Here is a 12,290-nt window from a genome sequence, read left to right on the forward strand (position 1 = left end):
AGTTTTATGATGTTGTTAATGAGCAGGATTAATTTCGGTAAACTTATCTTATTCCAGCTTATCCTGGCCTTTCAGATCGGCATCGCAATTCCTGCCCGGGCACAGCAGTTCCATTTCACAGAAAACAAGATCAAGGATGCTATCCGGTTTACGATGGTAAAGAACCTGGTGATCATCCCAGTTTACCTGAACGGCCAGGGGCCCTTTAATTTTATTCTAGACACCGGCGTTGGCCCGCTGATCATCACCGATCCGGCATTGATTGATAGTCTTGGCCTGAAGGTTTCACGTTCCATTAAAATCTCGGGCCTGGGAAAGGGGGAAGAAATTGATGCATTTGTTTCAAACGAAATCTCTGCAAACGTGGGGAAGGCGGCGATTGAGCATATCCCTGCAGCGATCTTAAAAAAGGATATTTTCGGTTTATCCAATTACCTGGGCACAAAGATCTACGGACTGCTGGGGTATTATTTTTTTAAAAGTTTTTTGGTACAGATCAGGTACTCCCAAAAAAGGTTATTGTTTAGCTACCCTGCTGCGGTCCGTAAAATCAAGGGAGAAAGGGTGTCCATTGAAATTGTAGGTTATAAACCTTATGTCAATATTGACATGGAGACCGCTGACCATAAAAATATAACGATAAAAATGCTGGTAGACAACGGGGCAAGTCATGCCATATCTTTGGAAAGGCTCAATGAGCGCCCTTTCCCCGTGCCTTCAACGTCTATTCCCGCCAGTCTTGGTGTAGGCATGAGCGGGCCTATCGACGGCAGCATTGGCCGGATCCCTTCCTTAACCATTGGCGGGGTTGTGCTCAAAAATATTTTGGCATCTTACCCCCACTACGATGATGTAGCTGCCAAAGTGATACTGAAAGACCGCAATGGTAATTTAGGGGCCGATGTATTGAGCCGTTTTAACATCACTTTTGATTACGAAGACAATTCTGTATACCTGAAAAAGAACAGCCTGTTTAACCGGCCTTTCGAACATGACATGTCGGGCATAGAGGTATACCTTCAGGAGGGCAAGAAAAAACATTATTTCATCAGCAGGATCGAACCCGGGTCACCAGCCGAAAAAGCGGGGATACAGGTAGATGACGAGCTCATTTCCATCAATCTTATGCCTGTTATGAGTTATAAACTGGATGAAATCAGCAACCTGTTCAAAGCTGCCGACGGCAAACAGATGATCCTCACCATTGTAAGGAACAATGAGCTGATGATTAAGGTTTTTAAGCTTAAACAAAGAATTTAAAGGATTATTTTACCTTTGTGTATATGCTTAAAAAATCTTTCCTTACTCTTGTTGTGCTTTGTGGCTACGGTTTAGCTTTTGCACAAAATACAGACTCACTTAACCTGGTCCATACCAAATGGGATAAACAGCGCCTGGCCCGGAAAATCAAACTGGTTACCCACCATTTTAATGCTAAAGATCTTTTTCTGGCCAACCAGAACATCAGCTACCTGGAAATTAAAAACAAAGGCAGATCGCCTGTACTGGCCATCTCCGCAGAAGAAAAAGTGTTAAAAACGACCAGTACCTTTGGCACAGAAAACAATGCGCTGGCCGCTGTTAACGGTTCTTTTTTTGATGTTAAGAATGGCGGGTCGGTAGATTTTATAAAAGTGGGGGGCAAAGTGCTGGCCGAAAACCGGCTCGAAAAAAATGATAGCCGCGCAAGGCACCAGCAGGCAGCTGTAGTGATCAGCAATGGTAAACTGGCCTTAAAAAAATGGGACGGTACTGCCGACTGGGAGCAACGCTTAACAGAAGAAAATGTTTTGCTGAGCGGCCCCCTGCTGATGTTAAACGGTACGGACGAGGCGCTCGACTCTACCAGTTTTTCACGGTCACGGCATCCGAGAACTGCCATCGGCATTAAGCCGAACGGAAGAATCCTTTTACTGACGGTTGACGGCAGGAACAGCAACTCGGCAGGAATGAGTTTAACAGAACTGGCCAAAACGATGAAATGGCTGGGCTGTACCAGCTCCATTAACCTGGATGGCGGGGGCTCTACAACCTTATGGGTAAGTGGTTTTCCCGGGGGTGGAGTGGTGAATTACCCAACGGACAATAAACTTTGGGACCATGCCGGACAACGGAAAGTAGCAAATGTGATCCTGGTGAAAAAGACGCGCTGATATGACAAAAACCAGTATCCTGAATGTGCTGGCGGTTGTGGCGCTACTGCTTGGCAGCTGCAACAGCGCAGGGGACAAGCCTGCAAACAGCAAAAAAATTACCGGGAAGCAGCCTTTTGATGCCGTTATTGGCATTAAATATTATGAAGTAAAGCGTCGTTTTAGTACCGGCCTCTCTTTTAATGAACTTGGCTTTCAGCAGGAACCTTCCTGGATCATACAGTTCAAATCCAGGGACACGATAATGGCTTATAGCCCTCAGTATAAAAGGATGCAGTCCTTTTACCTGCATTACGACCATGGTGATGTGTATAATTTTGCCAAAGAGTGGTTCAGGATCAAGAAGGTAAGTAAAGACAGCCTGGTCTTTCAGCGCCTTCATTTAACGGCAAGGGAGATTTCTAAAGACATCCGTTCTGACGTAAACCTGACCTGGTATGCTGAAGATTATATCAACAAGACACTTAAAACGTCGGTAGAAAAGCTGCAACGCCCTACCAGGGCAGATACGCTGTACATCCAAAAGCTGGCAGAAAAAACGAACAGGAATCCCGACAACCGTGACAGTGCCTTTGGGGCCCGGCAACCCGTGGAATTGATCCCCCTAAGTAAAATGATTAAAGTAGAAAAGATCAGCAGTGTGGATAAGCTTTTGGGCAAGACTGAGGCTTATGATTATCTTTTCCCGAGATACCGGGTCGACATTTCAAAAGCTTACGCCGATTTTGGCTACGATTTTTCGGCTGTAGTTGATGCAAAAGGCCGCATACATTTAGGCGCTTTTCATACCAATTTTCCGGAGAATTATGAGCCGCGTAAAAAAACGCTGGAGGCCATTATTGATGTTTATTTTCAGCATCTTTTAAAGGTTGTTCCGGGAAAAACACTCGGAATTCCGCATTCAAGTGAAATAAACTTCTCGGTAATAGGCCGGAAAAACAGCAAATAAAGCCTGTTTTATTTTATATTTATCAAAAAATGAAGCATTTGCATATTATAAAAAAATATTATGTACCTTGCACACTTAATTTTTAATAAATAATACAATGCAAGAAGGAACAGTAAAATTTTTTAATGTAACTAAAGGTTTCGGTTTTATTATCCCAGCTAATGGAGATAGCGAAATTTTTGTACATTCAACAGGCCTTATCGACGAAATTCGTGAAAACGACAAAGTTGAATATGACGTTGAAAGCGGCAAAAAAGGGTTGAATGCGATTAATGTTAAAGTAATCTAGATTATTAAAAACATAAATTGTACAGCATCGCGGATAACCCGCGATGCTTTTTTGTTTATAAGCCTTTTCTATTTGTGGTTTTTGATCACCTCGAAAAGCAATTCCGGCTCATTGGTGGTAATGAACTCTACCTTATTGTCGAGCAGCCATTTCATATCCGCTTCCGCATTTACAGTCCATGCGTTAATGGTCAGGCCCAGCGCTTTAGCTTTATTAAACCACTCCCCTTTCTGATAAACGCTGTAATTATAATCAGCACCATAAAAACCATCCTGCTTCATCTTTTCAAGCGAAACATCTCCTTTTAAATAGGCGACATGTGCATCGGGCTGGATCTGTAATACCTGTTTCAGGATGTCGTAGCTAAAACTGATATAGTCTACCCAGGCAGTAGCATTCAGTTTGTGTACCATAGCCACTACTTTAGCTGTTAAGATCTTGTCAAACTCTGCCCCTGCCTTAGAGGGTTTGACCTCAAGGATCAGCCGTGTTGTTTTTTGCTTCATTCCAGCTTTTAAATAGGCTTCTAAGGTTGGGATGCCCTCTCCATTGGAAAGTTTTTTACCCAGCAGCTCCTTATAGGTAGATTTTTCAATATGCATGCCCTGAAAATCAGGATCGTGGTTCACCACCAGCACACTGTCCAATGTCATATGTACATCAAATTCAGATCCGAAACAACCGATTCTTATGGCCTCTTTTAAAGATGCGATAGAATTTTCAGGAAGATTGTTCTTCTTCCAGGCCCCCCGGTGTGCAATAACCTGATTCTTGTTCCAGCTGTTGATCGTTTTGATTTTCTTTTGTGCAAATGCGCCATTTAATGTCATCACCATAAGGACAATGAGTAAAGATACCTGTTTCATATTGTTATGTTTTTTTACTAAAGTAAAAATTATAAAAACAAATCGAAACATTGTTGTTGTTAATAAAATGTAATCCCTGCATAAAGCCAGGGTTAATGTTCGTATTTTTATTAAAAAACGTGGCTGATTCTTATCTTTAAGCTATATTCACCAGCAATGAGCAGCAATTACGAACTTTTAATTTCTAAAATTAATGAGTTTACGCAAAAGTTTTACCTCAATAAACTTTTGCGGGGCAGCATTTATACGGCTGCGCTCCTGCTGGCTTTATACCTGGTACTGTTTGTCCTGATCTATTATACCCAGCCTGGCACAGCTACTAAAACCGCCTTGTTTTTTGGATACATTGCCCTTGGCCTCCTCGCCATTGTACTGCTGGTGATCAGCCCTGCCCTGTCCTATTTTAAACTTGGTAAAAATTTAAGCATAGAACAGGCTTCGGCGCTTATCGGCGATCATTTTTTTAATGTGAAAGATAAGCTGCTCAATACCCTTCAACTGAAAGCAATGGCCGAAAAATCGCCCGGTAACAGTCAGCTCATCCTTGCCGGGATAGACCAGAAGATTTCAGAACTGAAGCCCATTCCCTTTTCGAGTGCCATTAAACTGGCAGACAACAAAAAATACATCAAATATTTTCTGGCGCCAGCTTCCCTTATTCTGCTGATTGCGATCATTGCCCCGGCCATATTGCGGGAAGGTACAAGCAGTTTTGTCCAGTACAATAAGGAAATTTTGCCAAAAGCCCCCTTTAATTTTGTGCTGCTCAACTCCGGGCTCAGGGTGGCGCAGGGCGATGATGTAAAGCTGCAGCTCAAACTTACCGGCGATGAAATTCCACAGGAAGTCTATGTCTCGGACGGAACAAACACTTATAAACTGGAAAAGGAAAGCACTACAAGGTTCAGTTATACATTTAAGAACATTCAAAAAAGCCAGAAAATAAGTTTCATGGCCGGGGGCTTTAATTCGGCAGCCTTTGCCATTGAGGTAAAGCCAAGGCCATCCATCCTTGCCCTGACGGCCCGGTTGCTTTATCCGGCCTATCTGAACAAAAAGCCCGAAAGCATTAAAAATGCGGGCGACCTGCTGCTGCCTGAAGGAACAAATGTAACCTGGACAATGGAAACGCAGCACAGCGACCAGCTTACTTTTACATTGGGCAACAAATCGCAGGTTTTAAAGGCCATCAACAATTCCTTTTCCTATACGGGCACCATCCGCGAAAATTCGACCTACCGTATTGTACCCAGAAACAATTTTGTAGTCAGTAAAGACTCCCTGACCCATCAGTTAAATGTAATCAAGGATGAGTTTCCCGCCATTTCTGTTACCGAAACACCAGATTCCCTGAGCAGTAAGGCGCTTTATTTTTCAGGCAAGATCAATGACGATCACGGTTTTACTTCACTAAAATTTAAATACAGCATTAGGGAAGGCGACAAGATAAAAAGTACTGTCAGCAGCCTGGTCCCGTTCAAAAATGGACGACAGGACTTTGCCTTCTTCTATTTCTGGGATTTAAAAACGATAGCCGTAAAACCTGACCAGCGTATGGAGTATTACTTTGAGGTTGCCGATAATGATGGGGTAAACGGACCAAAGACCACAAAATCAGAAATTAAGGTCTTTACCCCCCCTTCTTCTCAGCAGGTTGCCGAGAAAATAAACGAAAGCAGCCAGGTACTCAAACAGAAAATGGGAAAAGCAATTAAACTGGCCGCACAGATAGAAAAAGAAAGTAAAAAGCTGGGGGAAATCCTGCTGGACAAGAAACAGCTTACTTATGAAGATAAAAAGCAGGTTGAACAGCTGCTGGACAAGCAAAAGCAATTGGAAGAGGCCGTAAAAGAAATCAACAGCCTGAACAAAAAGAACACTTTTGAAAAAGAAGAAAATAACATTCTTAAACAGGAACTTGCCGAGAAACAAAAGCAGATCGACGACCTGTTTAACCATGTTCTGGATGAAAAAACGAAGACCCTGCTGGAAAAGCTGCAGCGCCTGATGGACCAGAACAACAAGGACCAGACCCAGAATGAATTGTCTAAAATGCAGCTGGACAATAAATCGCTTAAAAATGAGCTGGACCGAATCCTTGAACTTTACAAACAGCTGGAATTTGAACAAACCCTTCAACAGACGACAGACCGGCTGAAAGAACTGGCCAAAGCACAAAAAGAACAGGCCGACAAGAGCCTGGCCAAAGATGCAGGGCTAAACGAACTGAAAAACAAGCAGCAGCAATTGTCGGAATCTTTTAACGACCTGAAAAAAGAAATGAAAAAGCTGGACGAAAAAAACCAGCAGCTTGAACGGCCCAACCCTTTTCAAAACCCTGAAAAAGAAACCAAGGACATTGAACAACAGCAAAAAGGGGCTGAAGTGCAGCTGGATAAAAACGACCGGAAAAAAGCTGCTGAACAACAGCAAAAGGCGGCCGACCAAATGGAGCAGCTGGCCCTTAAAATGAGTGAAATGCAGCAGGAATCGGCCGAAATGGAAAATAACCTGAATGCAAAAGAACTGCGCCAACTTTTGGAAAACCTGTTAAAGACCTCATTTGACCAGGAAAAAGTAATGTTGAATTTAAGACGCTTAAATAGCAATGATTCCCAATATACCAGCAATGTTCAGCAACAACGCCTGATCAGAGACAACATGAAGACCATTGGCGACAGCCTATTTTCGTTGAGCAAACGCGTACCACAGATTGAGACTGCAGTAAATGAGGAGCTACAAAAGATCAATTTTAATATGGACAAGGGGCTGGAAAACCTGGGTGAGCGGAACACAGCCGCTGCAAATAAAAACCAGCAGTATGCGATGACCTCTATCAATAACCTTTCTTTAATGTTAAATGAAGCGCTGGACCAGTTACAGAAGAGCAAAGCAGGCAAGGGGGCTGGAAAAGGAAAGAAACAAAGCCTTGGGCAGTTACAGAAAATGCAGCAGCAACTGAATGACAATATGCAAAAGGCCCGTGAGCAGATGCAAAAGGGAGGCAATAAAGGCAATGTCCCAAAAGGCGCGATGAGTGAGGAATTTGCGAAAATGGCCCAGCAGCAGCAAATGATTAGGGAAGCTCTACAGAAAATAAACAGTGAAGAAAACAAGGATGGAAAAGGAAAGCTCGGTAACCTCAACAAAACCATTGAAGACATGAAGGCTACGGAAACGGAACTGGTGAACAAACTACTGGAACAGGAAACCCTGAACCGCCAAAAGGAAGTGTTGACCAAGCTGCTGGAAGCGGAGAATGCCGACCGGGAACAGGACGAAGATGCCAAAAGAGAAAGCAAAGCAGGTAAAGACCTGCCTCCTTCGTACAGACAAATGCTGGAAAAGTTTAAAACCCTGCAAAAAAGCGAGACCGAATGGCTGCAAAAAATGCCCCCCAGCTTAAACCACTATTACAAAAATAAAATTGCAGAATATTTTAAATTGTTAAATTCGGGGCAATAATTCTGATCAGATGAGTAAAGCCAGCATCCATTTTTTTACTGAAGACACCAGTTATCGCCTCAAAAATAAAACACAGATCAAAGACTGGATCCGATCGGCCATTGCCGAAGAAGGTTATGTCTTAAGGGAACTAAATTTCATTCTTTGCTCTGACGAATATTTATTGCGTATAAACCAGGATTACCTTCAACATGACACCTATACCGATGTAATTACTTTTGACAACGCTGAAGAGCTTAAAACAATTGTGGGCGATATATTTATCAGCATAGAGCGGGTCCAGGAGAACGCCCGGGCGCTAAAGCTGCCGGTAGCCGAGGAATTGTGCCGGGTGATGATCCATGGCACATTGCATTTACTGGGTTATAAAGACAAGGGGAAAGCAGCGAAAGCAACCATGACAACACGGGAAGATCATCATTTGGCCAAACTTTCCTGAACTGCTTATCAATCTGCAATTTACCTGCTGCTGTCAAATTCCGCCTGCGGTAAAGCGATGCAAAAGAATTAATGTTTACTTTTGTGGTAATTTCTTATCTATAATATCTTAAACACAGAATTGAGCACACTTATTGCAGCCGAAAACTTAGGCCATGCTTATCACGACGAATGGCTATTCAAAAATTTAACCCTGGGTATCCAGACCGGGCAACGCGTAGCGTTGGTAGGAATTAATGGTGCCGGAAAAAGCACCTTACTGAAACTCCTTGCGGAAAGGTTCTCTCCTCTTGAAGGAAAAATTGTAAAGAACAAATCTGTAAAAATTGGCTTTCTGGATCAGGAGCCCAGTTTTCCGGAGAATTATTCTATCAGCGATTTCATCTTTTCCCTCGAAAACAAACAGCAGCAGCTGATCAAAGAATATGAGGAACTGATAGAAGATCCGAACCCTGATGAAAAGACTTTAAACCGTTTATATGAGGAGCTGAGCGAGCACAATGCTTGGGAATACGAGCATGAGATCAAAACCATTCTGAGCAGAATGGGCATTAACCACCTGCAGCAAAAGATCGCTACCTTATCAGGCGGACAAAAGAAACGCCTGGCATTGGCCAAACTTTTGATTGAAGACCCTGAGATCTATGTACTGGACGAACCCACCAACCACCTGGACATTGATACCATAGAATGGCTGGAGAAATTACTAACTTCAGGCAACAAGACCATTCTGCTGGTTACCCATGACAGGTATTTTTTAGACAATGTATGCAATACTATTGTAGAGCTTGACCGGGGGAAGATCTACAACTATAACGGAAATTATGCCTATTTCCTGGAAAAGAAATCGGAAAGGGAGGCTGCGGATGAAAGCACATTTCAAAAAAACAAAAACCTGCTGAAGAAAGAGCTGGAATGGATGAGAAGGATGCCGGCAGCACGTACCACCAAATCGCAATCCAGGATAGATGCTTTCTATGACTTAGAGGAAAAAACGAAACAAAGAACTGATAATCAAAAGGTTACATTAAATGTAAAAATGTCCAGACAAGGTAATAAAATACTTGAACTGGATCATATCGGGCAGTCCTTTGATGGCAAAAACATCATTAACGACTTCAGTTATACTTTTAAACGCGCGGATAGAATTGGACTGGCTGGTAAAAACGGGACCGGAAAATCAACTTTACTGAACATCATTACCGGATACTTGCAGCCTGAAAAAGGAAAGGTTAGTACCGGCGATACAACCGTGTATGGTTATTACAAACAGGGCGGACTCGCATTTAATGAAAAAGAGCGTGTAATTGATATTGTGAAATCAGATGCAGAATATATTAAAATGGCCGATGGGCAAACCATCTCTGCTTCGCAACTGTTAACCCTCTTTCTCTTCCCTCCTAAAAAACAACATGGGATGGTAGAGAAGCTGAGCGGTGGTGAAAAGAAAAGGTTGCACCTGATGAAGGTGTTGATGCAAAACCCGAATTTCCTGATCCTGGATGAGCCGACCAATGATCTGGATATTGATACCTTAAATGTACTGGAAGAATTTTTGGAAAACTTTCCGGGCGTATTGATCCTGGTTTCTCACGACCGGTACTTACTGGACAAAATGAGCGAACAATTGTTCATCATGGAAGGCAATGGAGCGGTAGCCATTTACAATGGAAATTATTCGGAATACAGAATAAGTTTAGATATACCTAAAGAAAAACCAGAACAAAAACAGAAACAAACTACAGCCAGCCCCGCTCCTGCAGCTGCAGTAAAAAAATTAAGTTATAAAGAACAACGGGAACTGGAAGAACTGGAGAACAGAATAGCAGCAGTGGAAACTGAGCTCGGTACACTGAATGCTTCCCTGTTGAAAACAGATACATCAAACTATCTAAAGCTGCAGGAACTGACTAAAACTATAGAGACGTTAAACGCGGAGCTGGAAGAAAAAACAGAACGGTGGTTAATACTTTCTGAAGCATAAATCAAATTAATTATTTAAATTAAAACAAATGTTCCACGTGAAACAAGACCAACAAGAGTTCAATACTAAGCTACTGTTTCACGTGGAACATCTATAAATAAAAACAAAATGTTTAAAGAATATGATGTAATTGTGGTGGGCGGAGGCCATGCCGGTTGCGAGGCGGCAGCGGCAGCGGCCAATCTTGGATCATCTGTTTTATTGATTACGATGAACATGGAAACCATCGCGCAGATGAGCTGTAATCCGGCCATGGGCGGCGTTGCCAAAGGTCAGATTGTACGTGAAATTGACGCTATGGGGGGTTACTCTGGTATCATTAGCGACAAAACAACACTCCAATTCCGTATGCTCAACCTTTCTAAAGGACCTGCTATGTGGAGTCCAAGAACGCAAAACGACAGAAAAAGATTCGCAGAAGAATGGAGGCTTGCGCTGGAACGCACGCCGAACGTAGATTTCTGGCAAGATATGGTTGGTAGTTTACTGATCAAAGACAATAGGGTTATTGGGGTTAAAACGGCAATAGGTGTTGAAATAAAAGGTAAAGCCGTAGTGCTTACCAATGGCACATTTTTAAATGGGCTGATCCATATAGGAGAGAAAAAGTTTGGCGGCGGCAGAACAGGAGAAAAAGCTGCAACCGGATTGACTGAACAACTTACAGCATTTGGGTTTGAGGCCGGGAGAATGAAAACCGGTACCCCACCCCGTGTAGATGGACGGTCGTTAAATTATAGTTTGATGGAAGAACAATGGGGAGATGAAAATCCTGGTCGTTTCTCCTTTACAAATGCAGAACTTCCAAAAGAACAGCGCTGCTGCTGGATCACCTATACCAATGCAAATGTACACGAAACTTTAAAAGAGGGATTCGAAAAATCGCCCATGTTTACCGGCCGGATCAAAGGTCTTGGGCCAAGGTATTGCCCTTCTATAGAAGATAAGATCAACCGCTTTGCTGAACGGGAAAGACACCAGATCTTTGTAGAGCCCGAGGGCTGGAACACCTGCGAGATTTACGTAAATGGGTTCTCTACTTCATTACCTGAAGATGTACAATACAGGGCGCTTACCCAGATACCTGGTTTTGAAAATGCCAAAATGTTCCGCCCGGGGTACGCCATAGAATACGATTATTTTCCACCTACGCAGCTGTCTTTAACGCTGGAGACCAAATTGATCAGCAATTTGTTCTTTGCAGGTCAGATAAATGGCACAACTGGTTATGAAGAGGCTGCTAGTCAGGGTTTTATAGCCGGAATCAATGCCCATCAGAAGGTAAGTGGCCAGCAGGAACTCATCATGAAGCGTTCAGAGTCGTACATTGGTGTATTGATCGATGACCTGGTCACTAAAGGGACGGAAGAACCTTACAGGATGTTTACTTCAAGAGCAGAACATCGCTTATTGCTGCGCCAGGATAATGCCGATATCCGCCTCTCTCCTATTGCGCATAAACTGGGTCTGATCAGCGATGAGCGGTTGGATATCGTAAACCAGAAAATAAAAAATTCAGATACCATTGTAGCTTTTGCCAAAAAACAGGGAATTGAAATGAATAACGCAAACTCCATGCTAGAAGAATTGGGAACTACTCCATTAAACCAGAATGTAAAGTTATTCAGCTTACTGAGCCGGCCACAGGTTGGCATGAATGATGTAAGAAAAGTAAGTGAGCCGCTGGAAGGATTACTGAAACAATTTGATAAAGAAACCATAGAGCAGGCAGAAATCAAAATCAAGTATGAAAGCTATTTTGAAAAAGAACAGGAAATTGTGAATAAAATGCAGAAAATGGAAGATAAAGATATCAATCCCAATTTCGATTATTCACAATTGGTATCTTTATCAAAAGAAGCCAGAGAGAAATTGCTTAAGATCAAACCGAGAACATTGGGACAAGCCTCCCGGATTTCAGGTGTTTCACCTTCTGATATCTCTGTTTTAATGGTACACATCAGTAAATAACATTCAACTCATTGATTTTTAAATAATTAGAGGTAAATAAGCAATATTTTAAACAAGGCTATTTAAATGCGATCTAAGCGACTTTTAATTTTTTTTAATGATATGGGTTAAAAAAGTATATAAATTAAATATAGCGCATATAAATGGCTAAAAAACGAATTGTAATAAACTCGCT

9 protein-coding genes are annotated in these 12,290 nt (G+C 42.4%); 8 read left to right on the forward strand and 1 reads right to left on the reverse strand.

From position 1 onward, the window contains the following. Positions 1–18 precede the first annotated feature (18 nt). From PHEP_RS00005 to PHEP_RS00020, 4 genes are all read left to right on the forward strand, one after another. The gene (locus PHEP_RS00005; protein WP_162141678.1) at positions 19–1,260 is read left to right on the forward strand and encodes an aspartyl protease family protein; all 1,242 of its coding nucleotides are present in this window, start codon (positions 19–21) and stop codon (positions 1,258–1,260) included. Positions 1,261–1,283: 23 nt separating this feature from the next. Then, a complete protein-coding gene (locus PHEP_RS00010; RefSeq protein ID WP_012780183.1) occupies positions 1,284–2,153 on the forward strand; it encodes a phosphodiester glycosidase family protein in 870 nt (289 codons plus the stop codon). A 1-nt stretch (position 2,154) separates the two neighbouring features. After that, positions 2,155–3,102, forward strand: coding sequence for a hypothetical protein (locus tag PHEP_RS00015; protein ID WP_012780184.1), 948 nt, complete (start codon positions 2,155–2,157; stop codon positions 3,100–3,102). Positions 3,103–3,199: 97 nt separating this feature from the next. Then, positions 3,200–3,391 carry a cold-shock protein gene (locus PHEP_RS00020; protein WP_008241764.1) on the forward strand — a complete coding sequence of 64 codons (192 nt, stop codon included), beginning with the start codon at positions 3,200–3,202 and terminating at the stop codon, positions 3,389–3,391. A 68-nt stretch (positions 3,392–3,459) separates the two neighbouring features. Here the strand turns inward: PHEP_RS00020 and PHEP_RS00025 are convergent, their stop codons facing one another. Beyond that, positions 3,460–4,257, reverse strand: a complete 798-nt coding sequence (locus PHEP_RS00025; protein WP_036675351.1) for a glycerophosphodiester phosphodiesterase — start codon at positions 4,255–4,257, stop codon at positions 3,460–3,462. 156 nt (positions 4,258–4,413) lie between these two features. On the opposite strand from PHEP_RS00025, the gene PHEP_RS00030 reads away from it, so the two are divergent. From PHEP_RS00030 to mnmG, 4 genes are all read left to right on the forward strand, one after another. Then, a complete protein-coding gene (locus tag PHEP_RS00030) occupies positions 4,414–7,722 on the forward strand; it encodes a coiled-coil domain-containing protein (protein WP_012780186.1) in 3,309 nt (1,102 codons plus the stop codon). Positions 7,723–7,732: 10 nt separating this feature from the next. Continuing rightward, entirely contained in the window at positions 7,733–8,161 is a 429-nt protein-coding gene (gene ybeY, locus PHEP_RS00035) for an rRNA maturation RNase YbeY (RefSeq protein WP_012780187.1), read from the forward strand. Between the two features lie 120 nt (positions 8,162–8,281). Continuing rightward, on the forward strand, positions 8,282–10,144 hold the full coding sequence (locus PHEP_RS00040) for an ABC-F family ATP-binding cassette domain-containing protein (RefSeq protein ID WP_012780188.1): 1,863 nt from the start codon (positions 8,282–8,284) through the stop codon (positions 10,142–10,144). A 108-nt stretch (positions 10,145–10,252) separates the two neighbouring features. Continuing rightward, positions 10,253–12,115, forward strand: coding sequence for a tRNA uridine-5-carboxymethylaminomethyl(34) synthesis enzyme MnmG (mnmG, locus tag PHEP_RS00045; protein WP_012780189.1), 1,863 nt, complete (start codon positions 10,253–10,255; stop codon positions 12,113–12,115). Positions 12,116–12,290: the final 175 nt, after the last annotated feature.

It is taken from the genome of Pedobacter heparinus DSM 2366 (genome assembly GCF_000023825.1).
Lineage (GTDB): Bacteria > Bacteroidota > Bacteroidia > Sphingobacteriales > Sphingobacteriaceae > Pedobacter > Pedobacter heparinus.

Bases quoted from the DNA above. Each gene is read 5' to 3' on its own strand.
- PHEP_RS00005 (WP_162141678.1), top strand. From the start codon at position 19: ATGAGCAGGATTAATTTCGGTAAACTTATCTTATTCCAGCTTATCCTG.
- PHEP_RS00010 (WP_012780183.1), top strand. From the start codon at position 1,284: ATGCTTAAAAAATCTTTCCTTACTCTTGTTGTGCTTTGTGGCTACGGT.
- PHEP_RS00015 (WP_012780184.1), top strand. From the start codon at position 2,155: ATGACAAAAACCAGTATCCTGAATGTGCTGGCGGTTGTGGCGCTACTG.
- PHEP_RS00020 (WP_008241764.1), top strand. From the start codon at position 3,200: ATGCAAGAAGGAACAGTAAAATTTTTTAATGTAACTAAAGGTTTCGGT.
- PHEP_RS00025 (WP_036675351.1), bottom strand. From the start codon at position 4,257: ATGAAACAGGTATCTTTACTCATTGTCCTTATGGTGATGACATTAAAT.
- PHEP_RS00030 (WP_012780186.1), top strand. From the start codon at position 4,414: ATGAGCAGCAATTACGAACTTTTAATTTCTAAAATTAATGAGTTTACG.
- ybeY (WP_012780187.1), top strand. From the start codon at position 7,733: ATGAGTAAAGCCAGCATCCATTTTTTTACTGAAGACACCAGTTATCGC.
- mnmG (WP_012780189.1), top strand. From the start codon at position 10,253: ATGTTTAAAGAATATGATGTAATTGTGGTGGGCGGAGGCCATGCCGGT.